A 26,418-nucleotide genomic window follows, 5' to 3' on the forward strand; every position below is an offset into this window, starting at 1 on the left:
TAACTTTGTCCTCGGTGATCATAGCGATTATTGTTTGTAAACTTTTGATTTTTTAGCACCTTAAAGTTACAACAATTTTCGCTAATCACCAAATTTTTAGACACTTATATTTCGTCGAACTCACGTTATTATAGAAAATGTGATGCACAGACATTGCAGCAAGAATCGATAGTGGCTATAATCAATACAGAAGCAGTACACCCAGAATTGCTACATTATCTGCTTGATAACGACATGTTGCAAGATGCTGATTTAAGTAAAAATTTTCCAAGTGAGTTGGGCAAGAAGATCTTTAAACGCAATATCGATTTCATTGCACGCCAATATCGCAGACACCTTTATCATGATCATGACTTTTGATTAGTAATAACAAGCCTTAATAATTACTTGACTAATTCAAAATTTCATGTACCTTTGCAAGAAAGGACATTATCGGAATAAACGAGCCCGTCTTTAGACGTCCCAACGTTGGTATCCGACAATGTCTTTTCTTCGTTCACGGCTTGATTATAGTAAAACATTTCGTCATTATAATGTTGGATAAGCACATTTGATGATTACTGAGTCGAGCCATTATCTTTGGCACAACTTTATTCGTAGATATAATCTTTATCTGGATAAAGTGACTACGGTTTCTGTTGACTTTGAGAAAATCTCCATATGGTTTGATAGCAGAAACTCGTAAAAACATGGTTTTAGAGAAAAACCTAAGATATTTGGCAGGAAATGAAAATTTCTCATTATCTTTGTAGCATTAAACACAATTGTATGGAAGATGTAAACAGAATTAAATTGGTTCTCGTAGAGAAAAAACGTACCAGCAAATGGCTGGCAGAGCAGCTCGGTGTTAACCCCTCGCCTGTCAGCAAGTGGTGTACGAACTCTTCCCAACCAGACCTTGCGTGTATATTAAAGATTGCAGATCTACTGGAAGTTGACTTAAAAGAACTCTTTGTGAGAGAGTACAAACAATATCTCCTTTCTCAGAAGTAAAATATACTTCGGTAGAACTATCGTAGCAAAGGACAAATAAGGGCGTACACGTAGATGTAGGACAGGCCTTCGACATCCTTTTAGGAGAGGCTAAACCAAAGGCAAAAAGAGACCAATAACACCCAAGAAGAGAGTAAGATAAAAGTAAAACAATAAAAAAGTGAAGATATGATAGCATTCATTGATACGGAGGTGAATCCGCAGACGAAGAAGGTGGCGGATTACGGGGCAGTGAGGGAGGATGGTGCGGTGTTGCACTCTCACTCCAAGGCTGACTTCGATGCCTTTGTGTCAAGATGCGATACAATATGTGGACACAATATCATCAATCATGACCTGAAATATACCGCGTTAAGGGGAAATCCGACGATTGTGGATACGCTATTCCTGTCGCCGTTGCTGTTCCCTAAGCGACCTTATCACCACTTGGTAAAGGACGATAAGTTGCAGGTGGATGAACTGAACAATCCCGTGAATGATGCGAAAAAGGCTCGTAACTTGCTGAATGACGAAGTGGCGGCTTGGAATCAGTTATCACCCTATAGACAGAAAATCTACTATTACCTGTTGAATGAAACTAAAGAGTTCGGAGGTTTCTTTAAGCATATCGGATATTCGCCAAATGTAAGTTGGATATCATCAATATTTGCATCTAAACCGGATTGGATACAATTAATTCTGAAGGAATACGATGGGAAGATATGCAACCATGCAGACTTCTACACCTTGGTCAAGCAGTATCCCATAGAGTTGGCCTATTGTTTGGCTGTGATTGGCGCTGACGACATCTTTTCGATAACTCCAGCATGGGTGATACGCAACTATCCACAGGTGGTGAATGTGATGAACATACTGTGCAATACGTCTTGCGGAGATTGTGAGTATTGTCATCAACGGTTGAATGCGCACTACGGACTGAAAGAGTTCTTTGGTTATGGTGAGTTTCGTATTTTTGATGGCGTTCCTATGCAGCAACAAGCTGTGGAGGCGGCCATCCGTGGCGAGTCGTTACTGACGATTTTCCCAACGGGAGGCGGCAAGTCGCTGACTTTCCAGTTACCCGCTTTGATGGCTGGAAGGAATACACATGGGTTGACCGTAGTTATTTCACCATTACAGTCGCTGATGAAAGACCAAGTGGACAACCTCGCGGAACGTGGTATTAGCGACGCGGTGACCATCAACGGATTGTTAGACCCTATCGAACGGGCAACTGCTATCGAACAGGTGGCTGACGGAACAGCCAATCTGCTCTATATTGCTCCAGAAATGTTGCGTAGCAAGACCATTGAGCGTCTGTTGATGGGACGCCATGTTGTTCGCTTTGTGATAGATGAGGCCCACTGCTTCTCTGCATGGGGGCACGATTTCCGTGTGGACTACTTGTATATCGGTGATTTCATTCGCCAGTTGCAAGAAAAAAAACAATTGAAACGGCCTATTGCGGTATCGTGTTTTACAGCAACAGCCAAACAAAAGGTTATTAGCGACATTTGTGACTACTTCAGGGCAAAGTTGGGCTTGGAACTGAAAGTGTTTGCCGCTAATGCTGAGCGTAAAAACCTGCGCTATTCTGTGCTTCACGCTGATACGGCTGATGAGAAATATAACCTATTGCGCTCATTGATTCTTGATCATAACTGCCCCTCGATAGTGTATGTTTCTCGTACTCGACGAACCCGTGAATTGGCACAGCATTTGGTCAACGACGGCATACGTGCCTTGCCTTTCAACGGAAAGATGGAGGCTGCGGAGAAGATTAAGAACCAGAATGCTTTTATGAGTGGCGATGCACAGGTGATTATAGCCACGTCTGCCTTTGGAATGGGGGTTGACAAGAAAGACGTAGGGTTGGTGGTTCACTATAACATCAGCGACTCTTTGGAAAATTATGTGCAGGAAGCTGGACGTGCTGGACGAGACCCGCAGATGCAGGCTGAATGCTTTGTATTGTATGCAGACAGCGACCTCGACAAGCACTTTATTCTCCTTAACCAAACCAAACTTAGTATCAGCGAGATTCAGCAGGTTTGGAAAGCCATCAAGGATCTTACAGCAAAGCGAGATAAGGTAAGTTGTTCGCCATTGGACATTGCACGCCAGGCTGGATGGGGAGACGAAATAGATGACATAGAAACCCGAGTGAAAGCTGCCATTGCGGCCCTTGAAGATGCTGGATTCATACAACGTGGCAGTAATTCACCGCATGTGTTTGCTACGGGCATTGCTGTGAAGAATATGGATGAAGCCCGCCGCAAGCTAACCATCTCACCTCTCTTTGATGAGCAGTCACGCGAGGAAGCAGCTCGTATTATCAAGTCGTTAATAAGTGCTCGTGCAACAGCTGAAGGAAGAGGTGCTGAGGCTGAAAGTCGGGTTGACTATCTGGCAGACATCCTTGGTATGAACAAGGCGACTGTCATTCGCAATATCAATCTGATGCGGCAGAATGGTATTCTAGCTGACAGCCGCGATATGCAGGCATGGATTACCAAGAGTACGACGGTGAGGAACCTTGATACCATACTACGATTGGAGCAGTTTATGTTACAACAATTTTCAGAAGAATCACGTCGGTTTAGCTACAAGGAATTAAATGAGGAGGCTCAGAAGGCCGGAATGACTTACTCCAATGTCAAACGACTGAGGATGTTACTGCACTTCATGACGCTGAAAGGGTACATTTACAAACAGGAGCACAGCATTACTGGTTATGTCAACATAAGACTTCAGTCATCAATGGAGGTAAAAAAAGCTCGATTTGAACGACGGATGGATATTTGCAGGTTTGTCGTGGATCGTTTGAGTACACAAAAAGACAGCAACAAGGATATGATACTTATCAACTTTTCTGTTATAGAACTACTCCAGCAGTTCATTGCCAGTCGCCGGGAAACGATGTTTTCGGACAATGATAAGCCCACAATTGCAGATATCGAAGAAGCACTGCTATATCTTACCAAAACGGAACTGATGAAGATTGAAGGCGGATTTATCGTTCTCTATAATACCATGCAAATTGGACGTCTCGTAGCAACACGTACCAGATATGGCAAAGAGCAGTATCGTTTGTTGGATGAATTCTATAAACAACGCATTCGCCAGATTCATATCGTAGGCGAATATGCCAATCTGATGGTTCGTGACTACAATGCAGCGTTGCGTTTCGTCAACGACTACTTTACAATGGACTTCCGCAAGTTCATCAAACAGTATTTCAAAGAAGAACGCAGGGCGCAGATTGACCAGAACATCACTCCAGCCAAATACAACAAACTCTTTGGCGAACTCTCTAACCGCCAATGCGAGATTATCGACGACAAGGAGTCGAAATATATCGTTGTCGCAGCAGGTCCGGGAAGCGGAAAGACGAGGGTACTGGTGCACAAGTTGGCCTCGCTGTTGCTGCTGGAGGATGTGAAGCACGAGCAACTGTTGATGCTCACTTTCTCAAGAGCTGCGGCAACTGAATTCAAGAAACGACTCATAGAATTGGTGGGTAATGCCGCACATTATGTGGACATCAAGACCTTCCATTCCTATAGTTTCGACCTTGTTGGCAAGCAGGGCAGTCTGGATGAGGCGAAAGATGTGGTACGCCTTGCGGCAGAGATGATTGAAAATGGTGAGGTAGAAGCATCGAAGATTGCCAAGAGCGTGCTTGTCATTGACGAGGCGCAGGATATGGGACAGGATGACTTCCGATTGGTGCAGGCTCTGATGCGCCAGAACGAGGAGATGCGAGTCGTTGCTGTGGGTGATGACGACCAGAACATCTATGGTTTCCGCGGTTCCGACTCACGATACATGTTGTCGCTCGTCGAGCAAGAAGGTACTAAGACTACGATTGGGCGAACACAGAGTGAGCAGGCTCGGCCGAAGGTCAAGTTGTATGAGATGACAGACAATTATCGTTCTGCAAAAGCGGTAGTTGATTGTGCCAACCGCTATGTACTACGGATACCTGGCCGTTTGAAGCATACTTCCATACAATCAGCGACAGGGGAAGATGGCAAGGTGATGACTTTGAAGTCACTTTTAGATGCAGAAATAAAGGTAGAGGGAAGTACCGCGATACTAACCCGTACCAACGAGGAAACAATGCAGGTTGCCTACGAGTTGGGGCAGCGAGGATTGCATGCCACAATTGCGCAGTCGATGGGAGGTTTCCGTTTTGGAAATCTTGCAGAAGTGCGTTACTTCCTTAAACAGTTTGGCGGGAAAGGTGATGTGACTCTTTCAAAGGAGAGGTGGCAAGAAGCCAAACAGCGTACACTGGAAACCTATGCGGCAAGTTCTTGTCTCAGTATTATGCGGCATTTCTTTTCAGACTTCGAGATAACGCACAAATTCTATTATCGTAGTGATTTGCGTGAATACATCTTTGAGTCGAATATTGAAGATTTCATTGCAGCTGATGATAAGTCTGTATTTGTGAGCACTATCCACAAAGCAAAGGGTCGTGAGTTTGATACTGTGTATCTCTTGTCTCCAATACCTGATGGGAGGGATATCAATGATATGCGGACTTATTACGTGGGGCTCACTCGTGCAAAACGAAACCTGTATCTTGTTACGAATCCTCCCAAGGAGTATTCATCAATATCCATTGCATTGAATATGCATGATGTCTGGCTTGACTTCTTCAAGGAGCGCAAGAATGTTGTGCTTCGTCTCAGAAGCGGTGACAGTTTGCAATACAAGGATGGCTATTTATTAAATGAAGATGGCATCAATGTCGCGGCGCTCTCTGTCTCTGGCAAGGATAAATTGAAAGCCTGGACGGATAAAGGCTATGAGGTGACAAGTGCGAATGTGATTTATACGTTGGCTTGGAAGCCCCAAAACTATAATACGGAATATGCAGTTTGTTTGGCAAATGTGGTCTTATCTAAAAAATAAAAATTCCACTGAAGAAACACGCCTCATCTACTCTTCTTGGGATGGTTATTACAAGGATCCAGAGCAGGTGAAAGCCAACCCAAAGTACAAGGAGTTCCGTGGTATGTTCCACAATATAGTGGATATACACACCTCAGGTCATGCTGACCGCCAGACAATCGAGAAAGTAATCAAAACAGTTAATCCAAAAGAAGTTATCTGCATACACAAGGAAGCAAATGCAAAAATATAAGTAAGTGTACAGAATTAAATTGATATGGAAAGACAGTTGTTAAAAGACACGTGTGTTCGAGAAAATGGAGGAAGTCGCTATGCCGCATTATTTTGCAGCCTCTCTAAACTACACGAGGATGAACTTGATGATGGGAGTGGTAATGCATTAGAAGAATTCAAGTACATTGATTCCTCTACTGCATTGGGAGTCAACTTCTTTCTTCTGTATGAACAAATTCATCCTAAAGCCAATATAATTTTCGAGTGGGATAAAAGTTCTCCGTTGAAGGTCGGTGGCAAATCAAATATAGACATTAGAGTACAAGAAGACAAGATAATCACTTTTTACGAGTCAAAATTTCTTGAACCATATTATATGTGCAATTCACGGTTCACAGAATCTTACTCCCTAAAAGAGAACTACTATGACCACTGGAAGTTTACTGACGAAGAACTGGTAAGTATATTAAGGGATTTTCAGTCTTTCACTTATTATAATGCATCACAGTTATTCCGTCATCTGCTTGCAATAGTAAATCATATTGTACATAATAAGGATCTTTATAAGGACATTACATCAGTTGTCCTAAATAGCATCTCATGGAAAATGGAAGATGAATACCTTAACCTGCTTAATCTGTCACGCAGGTCAAGAAGTTATGCAATCAAACGGATGAACATCCTTAAACAAGAAGAAACGGATGTTAAAGATATGATTCAAAGATTTATAGATCATTATGTCACAGATATTATTCCAAAGGATATAACATTGTCATTTGAGACAAGCACGTACAATAACAATGTTAGTTTGATTAATAACCATAAAGAGTTCAAAAACCGTTATTTCATACGATGAAAATTCTTCAAATCTCAGACACCCACAACAGACATAATGAACTGACCAATCTTCCAGAAGCTGATGTTATCATCCATTGTGGCGACTTCACAGAACAAGGCACAGAGGAAGAGGTTCTTGACTTCTTGAACTGGTTTATAGAATTGCCTTACAAGCACAAGATATTCATCACCGGAAATCATGATTTGTGTCTATGGGACGCAGAAGGTATCGAAGACCTTCCTGAAAACGTTCACTTCCTCCAGGATCGAGGATGTGAAATAGAGGGGATTCAATTCTTCGGACTTGCATACAATCACCCAGAAAGGCACATTCCCAATGAAGAAATAGATGTCCTTGTGACCCATGAACCGCCCGTAATGATCCTTGATGAATCATCGGGAACCCATTGGGGCAATGCACCTCTAAGGAACAGAGTGTTTGAGATTAAGCCCAAGTATCACTTGTTTGGTCATGCACACGATGCTTTTGGCACAGAAAAGCAAGAAGGAATTGTCTTTTCTAATGCTGCCATGCTCGATGACAATTATAAATCTCGACGAAAAGGCAAACTTTTTATTTTATAACGAAGAAGCAGACATCTGGTAATACAATCAGCCAAATGTCTGCTTCCTTGCTTTAGTATAACAATCCAAAGCTCCACAAAGGTAGGAACTGTCCGCTTGCATATTCCGTATCATCACGGACGATGTAAGCGTTCTCCACGTCCTTTACCTGCTTCAGTCCTTTCTTCTTGCCACCCACCTCAAAGGTGTATTCACCAATCTGGAAGTCTGACACTTTGGAAGAGATCACTTCCTGGTTCAGTCTTGTCTGATTGAAGAAGAAGGTCTCGCGGACATTACCGATGCTGGCGTTCTCACCGGTCATGGTATATATCATATTGGTATTGTCAAGATATACCTTCTCGATCTTGCCCAATCCACGCATACCACCTGTGCAATCACGGAGCTGTCCGATCATTCCTGCTTTCTCCATATACAGCAGGTAATTCGGAATATCGTTGCGACTAACCTTTATCTCATTGGCAAGGGATGATGCCTCTGGCTTGTAAGGAACATTGCTTGCGATGATGCCAAGCATACGGCGAAGTTTTCTGCCTGTTGCAGGTGTCATGTTGGCATACTGCGGTATGTCAACCTCCATGGTCAGACGGATTACCTGCTGAAGGCGCTGCTGGAAGTAGCCTTCGAGTGAGAAAGGATAATATCCCTCGCGAAGATACTGCTCGAACAAAGGAAGAGGATGCTCTACTCCTTCTATCTGTACCTTGCCCTCCAGGACTTCCTTTAAGGAACGTACTGGAGTCTTTATGCCATGGAACAGTTCAAGGAACTCACGGAACGAAAGACCCTGCATGTCGTTGAGAAGAACACGACGGCTAAGGTCGGCTTCACCTTCCAGAATATCCAGAACGGAGGAACCTGTGAAGAACACATGAAGTTTTGGATGGGAGTCGTAGATCTGCTTCAGTTCTGTCGACCATCCCTCGTACTTGTGAACCTCGTCGATGTAAAGCCATTCTCCACCCTCACGGACAAACTGGGCTGCAGTGTCTATGAGCGTGTGGGTTGAGAAATAACTGTGGTCAGCCGAAACATACAGGCTTTTATCCTGGATGTCCTCGGCTTGCTCCTTAATGTGCTGGAGAACCATCGTGGACTTTCCTACACCACGAGGTCCCATCAGACCGACAAGTCTTGCCTCCCATGGCAGCTTGTCATACATATAACGCTTGAAGTCAGTTGAAACGAGGTTCAGCTGTTCCTTCATAAATTCAGTCAATGTCAAATCCATAGTAGAATGTATTTAGATGCACCTTGAAAAGTGCAAGTTTAACCTCAATATGCACGATGGGAAGTGCAGATTAAAACACAATATGCACTCTCCAAGGTGCAAATTTAGCACTTTTGAGTTAAATAACCAAGAAAAATCATGTCAAAACACTTTGTTTTATAGAAAATTAGCATAGAAACTGTCAATACAGATTGACAACAGGTACTACCCCCTATAAATGATACTTTATAAGGCTTGATGATACCCTAATTTTTGGATGTAAAATTGGGTGTAAAAAAGAAAACTCGCTGAAAATCAGCGAGTTTTGCGGAGAGAGAGGGATTCGAACCCCCGGTACCTCTCAGTACGCCGGTTTTCAAGACCGGTGCATTCGACCACTCTGCCATCTCTCCTTGGTCGAAAAGCGAGTGCAAAGGTACGGGTTATTTTTGAATTATGCAAATTTTTCAAGAACTTTTTTGCAAAATAGGGCAAAAATGAGTAATTTTGTGGCATGATTTACCCGAAGAACTTTGAAACCAAGATAGGTTTCGACGAAATACGCACACTGTTGAAAGGCCATTGTCTGAGTACTCTGGGCAAGGAGAAAGCCGATGAAATCGACTTCACTGATGATGCTGACACCATTAATGAATGGATGGAACAGGTGAGAGAATTCCGCCGATTGCAGCAGGAAACGGATTCGTTTCCCCTGAACTATTTCTTTGATGTCAGACAGTCGATAACCCGCATCCGATTGGAAAATACCCATCTGGAGGAGAACGAACTGTTTGATCTGCGCCGGTCATTGGAAACCATCTCGCTGATTGTGACATTCCTCAACAAGAATGAAGGAGATGAAGATAATCCGGAATATCCCTACCCTGCCCTTCATCGATTGGCGGAAGGCGTGCTGACTTTCCCCGCTATGATTCGTCGCATAGACTCTATCCTCGACAAATTCGGAAAAATCAAAGATTCTGCTTCTATGACATTGGCAGGAATACGCCATGAGTTGGCTCAGACCGAAGGTGGAATATCGCGTACCTTATATACTATATTACATGCGGCACAACGCGATGGCCTGGTAGATAAGGACGTGGCTCCTACCATGCGCGACGGACGATTGGTGATTCCCGTAGCACCGGGACTGAAGCGTCGCATCAAAGGCATCGTGCACGATGAGAGTGCTACTGGTAAGACGGTGTTTATAGAACCGACAGAGGTGGTGGAAGCCAATAACAAGGTGCGCGAACTGGAAGCAGCCGAACGACGTGAGATTATCCGCATCCTTACGGTATTTACTGCTGAGGTAAGACCTCACGTGCAGGAGATTCTCGACTCATACCAATTCCTGGCGCAGATAGACCTGATACGTGCGAAAGCCGAACTCGCCCAAGAGATGAATGCCTTTGAACCTCAGGTACAGTCGGAGCCTCATCTCGACTGGATCCGTGCCGTTCATCCGTTGTTACAACGCTCTTTAGCCCGACAAGACAAGAAGGTTATTCCGCTCGACATCATTCTGACACGCGACAAGCGACTGTTGATCATCTCCGGTCCTAATGCCGGTGGTAAGTCTGTATGTCTGAAAACTGTAGGACTGTTGCAGTATATGCTGCAATGCGGTCTGTCAGTTCCGTTGAGTGAACGTTCCACGGTGGGTGTATTCCAAGACATCATGATTGATATTGGTGACGAACAAAGCATTGCCGACGACCTCTCAACCTACTCCAGCCATTTGCTCAATATGAAGAATATGATGCGTCAATCAAACGAACGCACCCTACTGCTCATTGACGAGTTTGGCGGTGGAACCGAACCAGCCATCGGTGGAGCCATTGCCGAAGCCGTACTGAAACAGTTCTGGAAGAAGCAGGCATTCGGTGTAATTACCACTCACTATCAGAACTTGAAGCATTTTGATGAAGACCATGAAGGAGTAATCAATGGCGCCATGCTCTACGATCGCCATCAGATGCAGGCGCTGTTTCAGTTGTCAATCGGTCAGCCCGGTTCTTCGTTTGCCATCGAGATTGCTCGCAAAACGGGTATTCCTGAAGAAGTTATCAGCGATGCCAGCGATATCGTTGGTTCGGAATACATTCAGAGCGATAAATACCTACAGGATATTGTGCGCGACAAACGCTATTGGGAGGGCAAGCGCCAGACCATCCACCAGCATGAGAAATCGTTGGAAGGTCGCATTGCCAAATACGAAAGCCACATTGAAGAGATTGAACAAGAGCGCAAAGCCATTCTGCGTCGCGCCAAGGAGCAAGCCGAAGAACTATTGCGCGAAAGCAATAAGAAAATAGAGAATGCTATCCGAGAAATCAAGGAGGCACAAGCTGAAAAGGAGCGCACCAGACTGGTTCGTGAGGAGTTGAACGACTTCAAGCAACAGGTATTGGAGATTGACACTCGCGAGAAGGATGAGTTGATAGAGCGCAAAATGCGACAGATTCTGGAACGTCGCGAACGCAAGGCTAAGCGCAAACAGGAAAAGAAAGAACAGGCCGCCAATCCCACAGCAACGCCATCGCCTGTATTTACATCAGCAGGAAAACCGAAACAGGAAGCTCCCATCACCGTGGGAAGCAATGTCCGCATCAAAGGACTGAATACGGTAGGTAAGGTGGAGAGCCTGTCAGGCAAGAATGCCGTTGTCATCTTTGGCGACATGAAGACCAAGATGAAGCTGGAACAATTGGAACTTACTGGCAAACAGAAAGAAGCGCCCAAGGCCGAAACTCCCCACGCTGCCTTAGTTGTGCAAACCTCGAAGATGACTCGTAGCACCATAGAAGACCGCAAACACAATTTCCATCAAGATATTGACGTAAGAGGTATGCGTGGTGACGAAGCCGTTGATGCCGTAATGCACTTCATCGACGATGCCATACTGGTGGGAATGTCGCGTGTGAGAATCCTACATGGTACAGGAACGGGAGTTCTTCGCCAACTGATTCGTCAGTATCTAAATACCGTGCCCAACGTGAAGAGTGCGAAAGACGAGCATGTGCAGTTTGGCGGTTCAGGCATTACTGTTGTGGATATAGATTAGACAAGCTATTTTTCCGCTTTTCTCTTTAACGGTAATGACAATCGCGACAACTTAAACGGCAAAAATGTAGTTTTCAAAAAAAATCGACCACTCGACCACCACTATAGCATAATACACTATCATTCAATGTTTTAAGTGGTGGTCGATGACTTTTTCTTTACGTGTTTCGACCACACTTCGACCACCATCGACCACCAGAGAATATCTTGCCCATGTTTATCAGGACTATTGCCGATGCCTGATAAAATTTTTATCCAACGTTTGATAAAGGTATTATCCAACGTTTGATAAAGGTATTATCCAACGTTTGATAAAAGTATTATCCAACGTTGACAAGGGCGTTTTCAAACGTTTAGAAAGGGTGTTTTCAAACGTTTAGAAAGGATGTTTTCAAACGTTTGGCAATAAATCTTTGGAACATTGCAGAGAATTGCCGCAAAACGCCACGTACATTCTTAGCCAAATACACACGACAAAAGTCTCGTTGTTACTTGGATTTCCCACAGAGATTGCACCATGTGCAACGAGTATTTAACAGATGTTCGATGCACGTAAAGATATAGTCATCTAACACCACTTAAGGTCGTGACTGTATGTTTGTTACGACATCATGGCGTTCGATGTTAGCATTTGCAGACTCTCGCGTGTGCGCGTAAAAATATGGTAATCATAAAACGAGAACCCGTTGTGGCTTGAACACTTCAATATAAGAAAAGCAAAACGGACCTCCTTGCATGGAAGTCCGTTCATCATTTGAGCCTCTTGTCGGATTCGAACCAACGACCCCGAGATTACAAATCACGTGCTCTGGCCAACTGAGCTAAAGAGGCGGGTGGGCAAGCTGTCTGTATCGCGCCGCTACAACCAAGTACCTTTGCTACGTTCCCGTCCTGGAGGATTCCGAGGGAGCTGGCCGTACAGGACTTGCCCATTTTTATTGTTTGATTTTTACCCTAATGGGCGAAATCGGGTGTAAAGGTACTAAAAAGTTTCCAAATAACAGGCATTAGTCGTGATGTTTTTTCGTTTTTAACACTTTTCTAAGCGTTTTTCTAAGTTTCTCCCCCATTTATCTTCAACTTTCGACTCTATAGTTGCCCGTATAGCAGAAATAAACAGAGACCGGTTGCCCCTCCTGTATTTCGCATGATTCACCACGACCACAAACCTACAGTCTTAGACTAACGGCACCTAACCTAAAGGTTTTCTTCCTCCTTGAAAGGCAGAGTTCAAGAGAACTTGACTCTGCTATTTCTTCGTTCATCAGTTCGGAAATAAAAGAAAAACGAGGTTTTTCTTTGTATTTCGCTCGGTTTGCACTACTCTGGGCTTGACAGCCCCAAGGTAGGCGGCACCTCGGAAATAAAAGAAAAACGAGCTTTTTCTTTGTATTTCGCTCGGTTTGCACTACCTTTGCAAACGATATTCGAATATTGATGACACCACAGGAATACGTACAACTGAAAGCGTTTGCTCGCCAAGATGGCGCATTGCTTTCGCTCGTTATGATTGGGGCGTTCGCTTGCTATATAATAGGAATGACGCAACCGCTCCTCACGTTTGTCGCTTTGATGACCATTGCGGCTACACCTTTTTTCGTAGCCAGCCGTCTGCGCCACTATCGCGACTACGGCCGTCAAGGAAGGCTATCGTTTGGACTGGGCTACGCCTATAGCATCCTCACCTTTTTCTATGGCGGTTTGCTACTGACGGCTGCTACTTTCATATACTTTGCCTATCTTGACAATGGCTATCTGATAAGCCAGTTTACAGACATCCTGCAATCTCCTGAAAGCCAACAAGCCATGAAGCTCTACGGCGTTGACCAAGAAATGAACGACAGTTTGCGCATATTGAGCGAACTGCGACCTATCGACTATGCCCTCAACGTGCTGTCGTCGGTCATTCTCTCAGGTTTCTTCTGGGGACTGCCCATTGCTCTGTTTATGCGCAAAAAACAATAGAACACTATATACATACCAACATAAAAGAATAGAAAAAATGGATATTTCCGTAGTTATACCCTTATATAATGAAGACGAGTCGCTACCTGAACTCCACGCATGGATAGACCGCGTGATGGTGGCCAACAATTTCAGTTACGAGATTATCTTCGTCAACGACGGTTCTACAGACCGCAGTTGGGACGTAATCCGCGAACTGGCTTCTAAATCACAACACGTGAAAGGCATCAAATTCCGCCGCAACTACGGTAAGAGTCCCGCACTCTATTGCGGTTTCAAGGCTGCCCAAGGCGATGTTGTCATTACGATGGATGCTGACTTGCAAGACTCGCCCGACGAGATTCCAGGACTCTACCATATGATAATGGACGAGCACTATGACCTGGTGAGCGGTTACAAACAGAAGCGCCACGACCCACTTTCAAAAACTATCCCCACCAAACTCTTCAATGCCACGGCACGCAAGGTGAGCGGCATTAAGAACCTTCACGATTTCAACTGCGGGCTGAAAGCCTACCGCCGTGATGTGGTAAAGAACATAGAGGTGTTCGGCGAGATGCACCGTTTCATTCCCTATCTGGCAAAAAATGCCGGTTTCGACAAGATAGGTGAGAAAGTAGTACACCACCAGAAACGCCAGTACGGCAAATCGAAGTTTATGGGATGGAATCGTTTCGTCAACGGTTACCTTGACTTGATGACCCTTTGGTTTCTTGGAACATTCGGCAAAAAGCCGATGCACGTATTCGGTTTCTTGGGCACACTCGTCTTCATGATAGGATTCATATCAGCCTTCATTATCGGAGCCGAGAAACTCTGGGCACTCTATTGCCACATTCCCATGCGATTGGTTACCGACTCACCATTCTTCTACATCGCTCTGACGATGATGATGATTGGTACACAACTGTTCTTGGCTGGATTCCTGGGCGACCTCATCAGCCGTAACAGTGCTGGAAGAAACGACTATCAGATAGAAGAAGAAATAAAAATTGAGCAAGCGTAAAACCATGCAACAGAAGCAACACAATATTCTGAAATACTGTAAGCAAGGCAGCCTCTACTGGCTACCCTGTCTGTTGGTCGCTACTCTACTGGCTATCGCAGGTTGCTCGTCTATCGACTGTCCGGTACAGAACCGTGTATATACGGTCTATAGTCTGAAGAAAGCCAACGGAACAGCCGACACTCTGAAGGTAGATACCCTATCCATCTGCAGCCGACGCGCCGACGGACGCGACACAATACTACAGAACCGCATCACCGGAGTAACTACGTTCGACCTCGACATCAGTTACATCAACCCCGTCGATACACTCCACATGACACTCCTCGACACGATGGGCAATACCTATCGCGACACGATCTGGGTGGAAAAGAGCAACCAACCACATTTCGAATCGGTAGATTGCCAGATTTCCTACTTTCATACTATCCTGTCGGTGAAGTCAACACACCACATCATCGACTCGTTATCCATCAACAATTCCCAAGTCAACTATGACGCATCGAAAGAACATTTCCACTTATATCTCAAGGATCGCTATTAGTCTTCTGCTGATTGTGGCAGCCACCGGCAACGGTAGGGCTCAACAGAAAAACATCATCATACCGGAAGACTCGATACCGATGTTCAGGGGATTTGCCGTTTCCTTCGACCTCGTTGGCCCTGCCATGTTGACACTCAGTGACCATGGCGAATACGAAGGAGCATTCCGACTGAATCTCCACGACCAATGGTTTCCCATCGTAGAGGTGGGTTACGGTAAAGCCAACCACGAGAACGATGAGGTGACGGGCATTACCTACAAGACCGGAGCACCCTACTTCCGCATCGGTATGGACTGGAATCTGCTGAAGAAGAAACATGGCCCCAATCGTCTGTATGGCGGTTTCCGCTATGCTTTCACCTCTTATAAAGTAGATATTATGCGTGGCGAAATGGACGACCCCGTATGGCAAGGAAGTAATATCGTTGACATCCAAGACATGCAATGTTCGCAACATTGGCTGGAAGCAGTATTCGGCATTGATGCTAAAATCAGCGGTCCCATCCATCTGGGATGGAATGTGCGCTACAAACGACGCATAGCCCACAACGACGGAACAGCAGGACAAACCTGGTATATTCCTGGTTTCGGTACCTATGGCGACACTCGTATTGCCGCTAATTTCAACGTGATTATCGACATTTAAAACAACACAAGCTATCCCTAAAACCATGTCTGCAAAAAACAAGAAACGCCTGATTTGGCAAATACCATTCCTCGCCGTACTCATCATCGGCACCGTGCTGATTATTCGGCAACAGCAAAACATGTCCTACCTCACCAACAAAGGTTTTATATTCGGCACTACTTACAGCATCACCTACCAGTCGGATCAAGACTACGAAAAGGAAATACTTGCAGAACTCAACAAGGTTGACGCAGCCCTGTCGATGTTCAACAAGAGCTCCATCATTTCCAATGTCAACAACAACAAGGACATGAAGGTCAACAACATGTTTCTTGAAGTATTCAATCTGGCACAAACCATATCAGAAAACACCGAAGGAGCATTCGACATCACCGTAGCACCACTGGTCAACGCATGGGGGTTCGGCTTCAAAAATGGAAACATGCCCACCCGCCATCAAGTAGATTCCATCCTGCAGTTCATAGGCTACAGAAAGGTTTCTATCGACCACATGAAAGTGAAAAAAGCCGACCCTCGACTGATGCTCGACTGCTCTGCCATTGCCAAAGGCTACGGAGTGGATGCCGTGGCAAGACTGTTGAAGAAAAAAGGCGTGAACAACTTCACGGTAGAGATAGGTGGCGAGATTGCCACACGTGGTGTCAGCGCACGAAGAGCACCATGGCGCATCGGTGTGGTAAAACCAACGGAAGACTCTTTGCTCTACAACAACGAATACCAAACAATCCTCAACTTGAGCGATATTGCCATGGCCACCAGCGGCAACTACCGCAACTTCTATTACAAAGGCGGCAGAAAATATGCACACACCATCGACCCAAAGACGGGATATCCCGTACAGCATAGTCTGTTGTCGGCTACCGTCCTTGCCAACACCTGTGCTGAAGCGGATGCCTATGCCACAGCATTTATGGTGATGGGGATGGAAGGGGCTAAGCAGATACTGGAAAAGGAAAAACAGCTGAAGGCCTACTTCATCTATACAGACGAAAAGGGAAAAATTGCTGTATGGTACTCACCTGAGATGAAAAACAAAATAGAGCAACTACCCTAAGCAACATGCCCGCCATACACCTCTACGATAAACTGTTACAATTTTCCCTGTTCCAAGGCATGAGCCATTCGGAACTCATGGAGGTTGTGGCACACACACGTATCGGATTCCATAAATATCCCGCAGAGAAAACACTATGGACTGCTGGAAGCCGATGCGAACAATTGGTGTTTCTCATCAACGGGCAATTGCAGTCAGAACACTTTTCCGGTCCACGACCCTGTCGGGTTGTCGAACAATTATCTGCACCCTATGTGCTTGAACCCGAACGACTCTATGGTGTGGAACAACACTACCAACACACCTACTCCACGCTGACCGACACCAATATCCTTACCATCGACAAAGCAGAAGTGCGTCTGCTGATGGAAACACAACTGGTGTTCCGCCTCAACTATGTCAATCTGCTTGCCACCACCTGCCAGCGGTACGACAACCGAACACGTCAATCGGCGCCAAAAAATCTTCGCGAACGACTCATTCGCTATTTCTTCTCACAATGTCAATACCCCGCAGGCCCCAAAACGTTCCATATCCTCATGCGACAGTTGGCAGAAATGATTGACGCCAGAGTGCGCGACATCTCACAAACGCTCAACCAAATGCAAACGGAAAACCTACTCTCCCTTCATCGAGGCCGCATCGTCATTCCCTTGATAGAAAGACTTCTGATGTGGAACACGACCGCTACAGAAGGGAATGACCTTTGAAACAAAAATACATCATCACAACGACAGTTTACAACTGAAGGTTGGTAAGAAGCCTAACGGCATCATGATAACATAAAAACGTTATATCAAGGAAATGTCTCCCAACAATCTCCCATAATCAAGCAAAATATTGGGACTTACATGGGACTCACATGGGACTCACATGGGAAATACTATATAGGCAGAAAGCTGATTATAAACAGAAAGCATCCCGAACACATCCCGAACACATCCCGAAGGAAAAATACTGTATTTGATATTGGAAAAACGCCAATAGATTTCTACATGGATAAGTCTTGTGAAGGGCATTTTGAAGCGTATGATACTCCCGCTTATCAACCACAAAAAATTGTCAAGACAGCCAGACACGATAATTTGTAGTATATTTTAATTTCAATTAACGCGTTTTCTTTCGTTGTATGCTACATATTTCGTATCTTTGCACCTTGATAAATTAACGTTAGTATGAGTGAACATCAGAATCCATTTTTAGTACCCTACAATACTCCACACGATACTGTGCCCTTCGATAAAATCAGACTTGAAGACTACGAAGAGGCATTCATGGAAGGAATACGCCGTGACAACGAGCAGATTGACAAAATCATCAATAATCCAGAGAAGCCCACTTTCGACAACACCATCGTCACCAGCGATGAAGACAAAGAGGGCTACTACGACCTGTTGGGACGTGTCTCTGCTGTATTTTTCAATCTGATGTCGGCTGAAACCAACGACGAGATGGATGCGTTGGCACAAAAGTTGCAACCTATTCTGACACAACACTCCAACGACGTGCGACTCAACCCACGCCTCTTTGAGCGCATCCGTCAAGTGCATCTGCACCACAGACGTCTCACCGATGAGGAGCAGCGTTTGCTTGACGACTGTTATGACGGGTTTGTACGGAGTGGTGCACTACTCGACGAACAAGGCAAGGAACGTCTGCGCAAACTCACAGAAGAGGCTTCTATGCTCTCTTTGCAGTTTTCACAAAACCTGCTGAAAGAGAATAAAGCCTTCACACTCCATATCACCGATGAGCAACAGCTCGACGGACTACCCGATACCGCACGGGAGGCTGCCGCACAAACGGCCAAGGAAATGGGAAAAGAGGGATGGGTATTTACCCTCGACTTTCCATCCTACTCACCGTTCATGACCTATTCCACACAACGCGACCTGCGCAAACAGATGTATATGGAGCGTAACACCGTGTGCACCCACAACAACAGCGAAAACAATATAGACATTTGCAAACGCCTTGTTAACCTGCGTCGCGAAATAGCCCAACTGCTGGGATTCAAAACCTATGCAGACTATGTATTGAAACATCGCATGGCATCCAACGTGAGAAACGTATATCGACTGCTTGACGACTTGATTGACGCTTACCGCCCAACAGCCATCAAAGAGCGCGACGAACTCATCAAAATGGCACATAAGGATGTAGAAAAAATGATGCCATGGGATTCCGGATTCTATTCACATAAGTTGCAAATGAAGCGCTACAACCTCGATGCCGAGATGTTGCGCCCCTATTTTGAACTCTCAAAGGTGATAGAAGGTGTATTCGGACTCGCCAATAAACTCTACGGCATCACTTTCCGCGAAAACAAAGACATTCCCGTCTATCATCCAGACGTAAAAGCCTACGAGGTGTTTGATAACGACGGAAGCTATCTCGCCGTATTCTATGCAGATTTCCATCCCCGCAAAGGCAAGCAGGGTGGCGCATGGATGACCGAATACCAAGGACAATGGATCACACGAAAGGGCGAGAACGTACGTCCACATGTCAGTGTGGTGATGAACCTCACCAAGCCCACAGATGATAAACCAGCCTTGCTCACACTGGGCGAGGTAGAAACCTTCCTCCACGAATTTGGACATTCACTCCACGGCATGTTTGCCAACACTCGCTTCGAAAGCCTGTCTGGTACCAATGTGTGGTGGGACTTTGTAGAACTGCCTTCACAGTTCATGGAGAATTATGCAGTAGAGAAAGACTTCCTCAGCACCTTCGCATTCCACTACAAGACCGGCGAACCAATGCCCGACGAACTCATCCGACGCATCAAGAAAAGCCGGAACTTCATGGCAGCATCGGGATGTCTGCGACAAGTATCGTTCGGATTGCTCGACATGGCATACTACACACAGCGCAAGCCCTTTGACGACGATATTCTGACGTTCGAGAAAAAAGCATGGAAGAAAGCCATTATCGGCACCCAACTGCCAGACACCTGCATGACAGTACAGTTCTCACACATCATGGCAGGAGGTTATGCCGCCGGATACTATAGTTATAAATGGGCAGAAGTACTCGATGCAGACGCCTTCGCCGTATTCAAAAAGCATGGCATTTTCGATAAGCAGACCGCACAAAGCTTCCGAGATAATATTCTGTCAAAAGGTGGAACAGAACACCCCATGACACTCTATAAACGCTTCCGTAAGGGAGAACCCACCATCGACGCATTACTGAAAAGAAATGGAATCAAACGAGAAACAAAGAAAGCTTGACCTCCGCTATCTGAGGATGGCAGGCATCTGGGCCGAGAACTCCTACTGCCAACGCAGGCAGGTAGGCGCACTCGTGGTGAAAGAAGGTATGATCATCAGCGACGGCTATAATGGAACACCAAGCGGATTTGAGAATATCTGCGAAGATGACAACAACGTCACCAAGCCTTATGTGCTCCATGCCGAAGCCAATGCCATTACCAAACTGGCACGGTCGTCAAACAATTCCGACGGTGCCACCATCTATATCACAGCCTCACCATGTATCGAGTGTGCTAAACTCATCATCCAGGCAGGCATACGCCGCGTGGTCTATGGTGAAAAATACCGCCTGACAGACGGTATAGACCTATTGGAACGCGCCGGAATAGAAACAACATACCTCAATCCCAACGAATAAGATGAAAGAGAAAAAGACTAACCGATTCCTACCGCTTCTCATGGCGCTCAGCGTCATTGTCGGTATTCTCATAGGCACATTCTATGCCAACCATTTCTCAGGCAACCGTCTGAGCATCATCAACTCCAGCAGCAACAAGCTCAACAACCTGTTGCGAATCATCGACGCACAATATGTAGATTCCGTTGACGTCAACGATTTGGTGGAGAAAGCCTTGCCTCAGATTCTGGCAGAACTCGACCCCCACTCCATCTATATCTCGGCAAAAGACATGCAGATAACCAACGATGACCTAAAAGGCTCATTCTCTGGTATCGGTGTAGAGTTCACCATCCGACAGGACACCCTGCATGTTCAACAAGTCATTGGCAACGGACCGGCAGAAAGAGCTGGCGTCATTGCAGGCGACAAGATTGTGATGGTAGATGGCAAACCCTTCACAGGGAAAACCCTGACCAACGAAGAAGCCATGCACAGACTGAAAGGACCAAAAGATACGAAAGTAAAACTCGGTATCCTGCGCTATGGCGAAAAGAAGATACGCAACATCGTTGTCACACGAGGAGAGATTCCTACCAAGAGCGTGACTGCCACCTATATGCTCAACGATAAGACAGGCTACATACGTATCAAGAACTTCGGCGAGAACACCTATGCAGAACTGCTCATCGCACTGGCACAGCTCTCCCAACAGGGATTTGAGAACCTGACCATTGACCTGCGTGGAAATACTGGCGGCTATCTGGAATCTGCCGTACAGATTGCCAACGAATTTATGCCCAAGGGCCGACTCATCACCTATATGGAAGGACGCAAATCACCACGCAAGGAGTTCAGAAGCGATGGCCGCGGTAGTTATCAGCACATTCCACTCGTAATACTCATTGACGAAGGATCGGCCTCTGCCAGCGAGATTCTTGCCGGTGCCATACAAGATAATGACCGTGGTACAATCATAGGCAGACGCTCATTCGGTAAGGGACTGGTACAACAACCTATCCCATTCTCAGACGGTTCCATGGTCCGACTTACCATTGCTCGCTATTACACCCCGTCAGGTCGTTGCATCCAGAAGCCATACGTGGCAGGCGACAATAGCGACTACGAAGATGACATGCTGGCAAGATACAAACACGGTGAGTTCTTCTCACAAGACAGCATCAAACATTCAGGACGTGCCTATACTACACGCATCGGTCGAGTGGTTTACGGTGGTGGTGGAATCACCCCCGACATCTTTATTGCAGAAGATACTACCGCATACACCTCTTATTATAAGGCAGCATCCATGACAGGACTCATCCTGCAGTTTGCCTATAACTACACAGACAACAACCGCCAAAAGCTCAACGAGTTTACCACATCAGAAGAATTGGCAAAATATCTCGTCAAGCAGAATACCGTAGAACAGTTTGCTGCCTTTGCCGACAAGAGCGGACTGAAACGTCGCAACCTGATGATTAAACGCTCTCACAAACTTCTGGAACGCTATATCAATAGCCGCATCATCTATAACATGATGAACGAAGAAGCATGGCTGAAATATCTCAATGCAGACGACCCTGCCATCATCGAGACGCTACGGGTGTTCCATGCCAACAAGGCTTTCCCCAAAGCTCCCGCAAAGGCTGCCAAGAAGAAGACAGCAGTACTGCTGGGTAGAGGATATGGCTTAGCACGAGGAAAACGTCTATTGGCATAGTACTTATGATGACCAAACAAGACATACGGAAAATGCTTCGTCGCGGTGGACAACAAGGTTCACCCGACGAAGCATTTGCTTTACTGCAAGCATTAGACGGTAATAAACTTCTCCGCAATGCACAAATTGTAATGGCCTATTGTGCGCTCCCCGACGAAGTGCCCTTAGAACCACTCTTCCAGAAATGGATTAACGAAGGAAAAAGTATCCTATTGCCTCGTGTAGTCAGCGACACTACAATGCAGATACACCACTACACAGCCCCCAATCAACTGGAAGTCGGGGCTTTCGGCATTATGGAACCAACTGGTGAAATTTTCACGGACTATGCTAAAATTGACGTCGTAATAGTACCAGGAATGGCATTCGACAAACAAGGACATCGGTTAGGACGCGGTAAAGGCTACTACGACCGATTCCTTTCACTTTGTCCACAAACTTATAAAATAGGAATCTGCTATCCACATCGACTTCTTGACCAAGTGCCAGTGGATGCCCACGACATCTTGATGGATGCAATTATGACAATATAGTCAACTAAAACGAATATCAATTATCACACGCTCGCCTACTGCATCATTCAATCGTTGCACCAACACCTGCCGTTGCATCGACAAATCTGCACGCAAGGCAGGATTTGACAAACGAACAAACAACGTCTGGTTGTATATATATGTTTCAGTAGTATAACGCGCAATAACAGGTCCTGCCACCGTAGGCCAAGCCTCTACCAAGCGTTTCTGAAGGATGGGAGTCTCTAATCCTTGTTTGTGCAACACCTTCAGCAATACATCATGCAAAGTTTCTGTCTGTCTTCTAAACATGGGCTGTCAATAGTTTGATATTACCATTATCCACTTCAAACATACGGTAGTCACTTGCTGTTGATCCAACGATGGCATCCAAATGTGTGCGGTTTGTATCTGTTACAAATATCTGACCGAAAGCATCCCCAGAGACCAATCGCACAATCTGTTCCACACGTCCTGCATCTAATTTATCAAAGATATCATCAAGCAAGAGTAAGGGTGTTGTATGAGATGCTGTACGCTTGAGCAGTTCAAACTGAGCCAGCTTTAGGGCAATGACATACGTTTTGTGTTGCCCTTGCGACCCCTCACGTTTCATGGGTCTGCCTCCAAGCGTAAAGATCAAATCATCACGATGCACACCATGCAAAGAATAGCCCACGGCAAGATCTTTTGCACGATCACGAGAGATGACATCCAACAAGGGACCACGCTGTCCATGTGAGAGATATTCCAATCCAACATTTTCACAACCTGAGGAAATCTGTGTATAAAACTGTTGAAACAGCGGTTGTATCTCTGTCACAAAAGCCGACCTTCGGCGATAAATCTCTTCTCCTGCTTCAGCCATCTGTTCCTCCCAGATTTGCAATAACGTCGCATCCGGCCCTGGATTTTCCTGTTTCAACAATATGTTGCGTTGCTGTAATGCATTATTGTAGTTTGTCAATAGTGTCATATACTGCCGGTCATACTGCGAAATAACAAGATCCATCAACTTACGTCGTTCCTCCCCTCCTCCATCAATCAACAAGGTATCGGAAGGCGAAACGACAACAATGGGAATCAATCCAATATGTTCAGAGAGTCTCTTATATTCCTTTTTATTGCGTTTGAAATGTTTCTTCACACCACGTTTCAAACCGCAGTAAATATGTTCTTCGTTTTCATGTTCATCATCATACGTACCCTCAACAACACAAAAAGGTTCGTCGTGACAGATGACCTGCGAGTCAATAGGGTTATTAAGTGAACGGCAAAAAGAAAGATAATATACCGCATCGAGCACATTCGTCTTACCAGCGCCATTGTGTCCGATGAAGCAATTCATCTTCGGAGAGAGATCAATAGAAGTCTCCCGAATGTTCTTATAATTGATGATGGAAAGTTTTCTGAGTATCATTTATGGTGCAAAGTTACACCTTTTATCAGTCAAAAACGAAAAAAGTCTATAAGAAATTTCAGTATCTGCAATAAAATGAGTAATTTTGCCACGCAAAACTTGGCTCTATGGAGCTATAAAGAAACGCAAATAAAAAACTAACAACAATAATGGCAAACAAAAACCAAACAGTTGCTGTCGAGACCGAGCAGCAGTTAAACAAGACAGAGGCATTCTTTGATAAGTACAAGAAAGCCATCATCATCGGTGTAGTAGCAGTTGTCGTTCTCATCGTAGGCGGCATCCTCATCAACAACTATTATCTTGCTCCACGTGAAGACGCTGCCAGCACAGAATTGGCAAAGAGTCAGGAGCTCTTCAACAACGAACAATTCGAACAGGCTCTGACTGGTTTCAAAAAAGTAGCCAGCGACTATTCTTCGACAAAGGCAGGTAATTTGGCTCAGCTGTACATCGGTCTCTGCCAAGCTAACCTCGGTAAATGGCAGGAAGCTGCCGATGCCCTCGAAAATTTCAGCACCAAGGGTGACCAAATGATCAGTCCCGCTGCTGAAGGCGCTCTAGGCAATGCTTATGCAAACCTCAAGCAGTATGACAAGGCCGTTGACCACTTGAAGAAGGCTGCCAAGATGGCTGACAACAACTCACTCTCTCCCACCTTCCTCATTCAGGCCGGTGAGATTCTGGAGAGCCAGGGCAAGAAAGACGAGGCTTTGAAACTCTACCAAGAGATTAAGAAGAAGTATTTCCAGTCAATGCAGTACCAGAACATCGACGCTTATATCGAACGTGCTTCTGCTAAATAAATAAAGATGGCAACAGCACTTCATAACCTGAGCGACTACGATTTTGATGCAGTCCCTGACGCATCGAACATGATATTCGGCATTGTTGTAGCCGAGTGGAATCCAGAAATAACAGGAGCACTGTTGCAGGGATGTGTTAGCACACTGGAGAAACACGGAGCATTGCCCGAAAACATCCATGTAAAAACCGTTCCCGGTTCGTTCGAACTCATCTACGGTGCACACCAGATGACTCTCAACGACGGCTATGATGCCATCATCATCCTCGGTAGTGTAATACGTGGTGAGACACCACATTTTGATTATATCTGCCAAGGTGTGACCCAAGGCATTGCACGCCTTAACGCCACCAACAACATTCCCGTCATTTACGGACTGCTCACCACCAATGACCTACAGCAGGCCAAGGATCGAGCAGGCGGACGATTGGGCAACAAAGGTGACGAATGTGCAGTAGTAGCCATCAAGATGGCAAAATTCTAACCGATAGACTCACCTATATCAAATAACTACATGGCGGACTTCTCACAACGAGAAGTCCGTCTTGTTTACAAAGCGCTTATGAAACTTATTTCATGGAATGTCAATGGTCTGAGGGCTTGCGAGGGCAAGGGCTTCAGCGATGTTTTCAAACAGTTGGATGCAGATTTCTTCTGTCTACAAGAGACAAAAATGCAAGCAGGCCAACTCGATTTGCAGTATGACGGATACCAGTCATACTGGAACTATGCCGACAAGAAGGGATATTCTGGTACTGCCATCTTCACTCGCCATCAACCCATTGTCGTAAGTTATGGTATCGGAATTGATGAACACGATCATGAAGGACGTGTTATCACCTTGGAGATGGACCGCTATTTTGTAGTGACATGCTACACTCCAAATTCACAAGACGGACTCCGCCGATTGGACTACCGCATGAGATGGGAGGATGACTTTCGGCAGTATCTATTAGAACTGGATAGTCGGAAGCCCGTCATCCTCTGCGGTGACCTTAATGTGGCACACGAAGAGATTGACCTCAAAAATCCCAAGACTAACCGTCGCAATGCTGGTTTTACCGATGAGGAACGCGAGAAGATGACAACGCTCCTTGAATCAGGCTTTACAGATACATTCCGTACACTACATCCCGACGATTCCACCTATTCATGGTGGTCGTATCGTTTCCAAGCTCGCCAAAAGAACGCAGGATGGCGTATTGATTATTTCCTTGTCAGCAAACGACTGATGGAAGATGTGAAAGGCGCTGCCATCCACACCGAAATATATGGTTCAGACCATTGTCCAGTAGAACTTACTTTGAAATGACATAACT

General features: G+C 45.4%; 23 protein-coding genes and 2 tRNA genes. 20 read left to right on the forward strand and 5 right to left on the reverse strand.

All coding sequences use genetic code 11. From position 1 onward, the window contains the following. Nucleotides 1–84: 84 nt before the first annotated feature. The 6 genes from CIK93_RS14105 to CIK93_RS11690 all read left to right on the forward strand — a co-directional run bounded on the left by CIK93_RS14105 (nt 85) and on the right by CIK93_RS11690 (nt 7,530). On the forward strand, nt 85–360 hold the full coding sequence (locus CIK93_RS14105) for a DUF3843 family protein (RefSeq protein ID WP_371327160.1): 276 nt from the start codon (nt 85–87) through the stop codon (nt 358–360). A 408-nt stretch (nt 361–768) separates the two neighbouring features. Further along, on the forward strand, nt 769–993 hold the full coding sequence (locus tag CIK93_RS11670; RefSeq protein WP_094447456.1) for a helix-turn-helix transcriptional regulator: 225 nt from the start codon (nt 769–771) through the stop codon (nt 991–993). Between the two features lie 168 nt (nt 994–1,161). Further along, entirely contained in the window at nt 1,162–5,895 is a 4,734-nt protein-coding gene (locus CIK93_RS11675; RefSeq protein WP_094447457.1) for a RecQ family ATP-dependent DNA helicase, read from the forward strand. A 103-nt stretch (nt 5,896–5,998) separates the two neighbouring features. Next, nucleotides 5,999–6,127 (forward strand): MBL fold metallo-hydrolase RNA specificity domain-containing protein, encoded by a 129-nt coding sequence (locus tag CIK93_RS13955; protein WP_254046803.1) that lies wholly within the window; start codon nt 5,999–6,001, stop codon nt 6,125–6,127. Between the two features lie 24 nt (nt 6,128–6,151). Beyond that, on the forward strand, nt 6,152–6,964 hold the full coding sequence (locus tag CIK93_RS11685) for a hypothetical protein (RefSeq protein ID WP_094447459.1): 813 nt from the start codon (nt 6,152–6,154) through the stop codon (nt 6,962–6,964). After that, on the forward strand, nt 6,961–7,530 hold the full coding sequence (locus CIK93_RS11690; protein ID WP_094447460.1) for a metallophosphatase domain-containing protein: 570 nt from the start codon (nt 6,961–6,963) through the stop codon (nt 7,528–7,530). The genes CIK93_RS11685 and CIK93_RS11690 overlap by 4 nt, the downstream gene beginning before the upstream one ends. 52 nt (nt 7,531–7,582) lie before the next feature. On the opposite strand, the gene CIK93_RS11695 is transcribed toward CIK93_RS11690, so the two are convergent. Next, a complete protein-coding gene (locus CIK93_RS11695) occupies nt 7,583–8,761 on the reverse strand; it encodes an ATP-binding protein (RefSeq protein ID WP_094447461.1) in 1,179 nt (392 codons plus the stop codon). A 307-nt stretch (nt 8,762–9,068) separates the two neighbouring features. Continuing rightward, nucleotides 9,069–9,153: transfer RNA gene (locus CIK93_RS11700), tRNA-Ser, on the reverse strand. 101 nt (nt 9,154–9,254) lie between these two features. Between CIK93_RS11700 and CIK93_RS11705 the strand changes: the two genes are divergently transcribed. Then, nucleotides 9,255–11,807 (forward strand): endonuclease MutS2, encoded by a 2,553-nt coding sequence (locus CIK93_RS11705; RefSeq protein ID WP_094447462.1) that lies wholly within the window; start codon nt 9,255–9,257, stop codon nt 11,805–11,807. A 756-nt stretch (nt 11,808–12,563) separates the two neighbouring features. Here the strand turns inward: CIK93_RS11705 and CIK93_RS11710 are convergent. Continuing rightward, nucleotides 12,564–12,637: transfer RNA gene (locus CIK93_RS11710), tRNA-Thr, on the reverse strand. A 606-nt stretch (nt 12,638–13,243) separates the two neighbouring features. On the opposite strand from CIK93_RS11710, the gene CIK93_RS11715 reads away from it, so the two are divergent. The 10 genes from CIK93_RS11715 to CIK93_RS11760 all read left to right on the forward strand — a co-directional run bounded on the left by CIK93_RS11715 (nt 13,244) and on the right by CIK93_RS11760 (nt 22,895). Then, a complete protein-coding gene (locus CIK93_RS11715) occupies nt 13,244–13,771 on the forward strand; it encodes a DUF4199 domain-containing protein (RefSeq protein ID WP_094440385.1) in 528 nt (175 codons plus the stop codon). A gap of 37 nt (nt 13,772–13,808) precedes the next feature. Further along, a complete protein-coding gene (locus CIK93_RS11720) occupies nt 13,809–14,777 on the forward strand; it encodes a glycosyltransferase family 2 protein (protein WP_094447463.1) in 969 nt (322 codons plus the stop codon). 4 nt (nt 14,778–14,781) lie between these two features. Then, nucleotides 14,782–15,321, forward strand: a complete 540-nt coding sequence (locus CIK93_RS11725) for a DUF6452 family protein (protein ID WP_254046793.1) — start codon at nt 14,782–14,784, stop codon at nt 15,319–15,321. Continuing rightward, a complete protein-coding gene (locus CIK93_RS11730; protein ID WP_094447464.1) occupies nt 15,272–15,967 on the forward strand; it encodes a DUF6048 family protein in 696 nt (231 codons plus the stop codon). Before CIK93_RS11725 ends, CIK93_RS11730 begins: the two co-directional genes overlap by 50 nt. A gap of 25 nt (nt 15,968–15,992) precedes the next feature. Beyond that, entirely contained in the window at nt 15,993–17,024 is a 1,032-nt protein-coding gene (locus CIK93_RS11735) for an FAD:protein FMN transferase (RefSeq protein WP_094447465.1), read from the forward strand. Nucleotides 17,025–17,029: 5 nt separating this feature from the next. After that, a complete protein-coding gene (locus tag CIK93_RS11740; protein WP_094447466.1) occupies nt 17,030–17,734 on the forward strand; it encodes a Crp/Fnr family transcriptional regulator in 705 nt (234 codons plus the stop codon). Between the two features lie 465 nt (nt 17,735–18,199). Beyond that, on the forward strand, nt 18,200–20,260 hold the full coding sequence (locus tag CIK93_RS11745) for a M3 family metallopeptidase (protein WP_094447467.1): 2,061 nt from the start codon (nt 18,200–18,202) through the stop codon (nt 20,258–20,260). After that, on the forward strand, nt 20,229–20,660 hold the full coding sequence (locus tag CIK93_RS11750) for a dCMP deaminase family protein (RefSeq protein WP_094447468.1): 432 nt from the start codon (nt 20,229–20,231) through the stop codon (nt 20,658–20,660). Before CIK93_RS11745 ends, CIK93_RS11750 begins: the two co-directional genes overlap by 32 nt. Nucleotide 20,661: 1 nt before the next feature. After that, on the forward strand, nt 20,662–22,362 hold the full coding sequence (locus tag CIK93_RS11755) for a S41 family peptidase (protein ID WP_094390629.1): 1,701 nt from the start codon (nt 20,662–20,664) through the stop codon (nt 22,360–22,362). A 5-nt stretch (nt 22,363–22,367) separates the two neighbouring features. Then, nucleotides 22,368–22,895, forward strand: a complete 528-nt coding sequence (locus CIK93_RS11760; protein ID WP_254046794.1) for a 5-formyltetrahydrofolate cyclo-ligase — start codon at nt 22,368–22,370, stop codon at nt 22,893–22,895. Here CIK93_RS11760 and CIK93_RS11765 read toward each other — a convergent pair whose 3' ends face one another. Continuing rightward, nucleotides 22,896–23,186, reverse strand: a complete 291-nt coding sequence (locus CIK93_RS11765) for a DciA family protein (RefSeq protein ID WP_094390631.1) — start codon at nt 23,184–23,186, stop codon at nt 22,896–22,898. It lies immediately after the preceding gene. Then, nucleotides 23,179–24,294, reverse strand: a complete 1,116-nt coding sequence (locus tag CIK93_RS11770) for a DNA replication/repair protein RecF (RefSeq protein WP_094435685.1) — start codon at nt 24,292–24,294, stop codon at nt 23,179–23,181. The genes CIK93_RS11765 and CIK93_RS11770 overlap by 8 nt, the downstream gene beginning before the upstream one ends. A gap of 149 nt (nt 24,295–24,443) precedes the next feature. Here CIK93_RS11770 and CIK93_RS11775 point away from each other — a divergent pair, with 149 nt between their 5' ends. The 3 genes from CIK93_RS11775 to CIK93_RS11785 all read left to right on the forward strand — a co-directional run bounded on the left by CIK93_RS11775 (nt 24,444) and on the right by CIK93_RS11785 (nt 26,411). Next, nucleotides 24,444–25,100: a tol-pal system YbgF family protein gene (locus tag CIK93_RS11775; protein ID WP_094390633.1), complete on the forward strand. Its 657-nt coding sequence runs from the start codon at nt 24,444–24,446 to the stop codon at nt 25,098–25,100. 6 nt (nt 25,101–25,106) lie between these two features. Then, nucleotides 25,107–25,583 (forward strand): 6,7-dimethyl-8-ribityllumazine synthase, encoded by a 477-nt coding sequence (gene ribH / locus CIK93_RS11780; RefSeq protein ID WP_094390634.1) that lies wholly within the window; start codon nt 25,107–25,109, stop codon nt 25,581–25,583. Nucleotides 25,584–25,661: 78 nt separating this feature from the next. Beyond that, on the forward strand, nt 25,662–26,411 hold the full coding sequence (locus tag CIK93_RS11785; RefSeq protein ID WP_094390635.1) for an exodeoxyribonuclease III: 750 nt from the start codon (nt 25,662–25,664) through the stop codon (nt 26,409–26,411). Nucleotides 26,412–26,418: the final 7 nt, after the last annotated feature.

Origin of the sequence: Prevotella sp. P3-92, from assembly GCF_002251205.1 — a bacterium.
In the GTDB taxonomy this organism is placed as follows: Bacteria; Bacteroidota; Bacteroidia; order Bacteroidales; family Bacteroidaceae; genus Prevotella.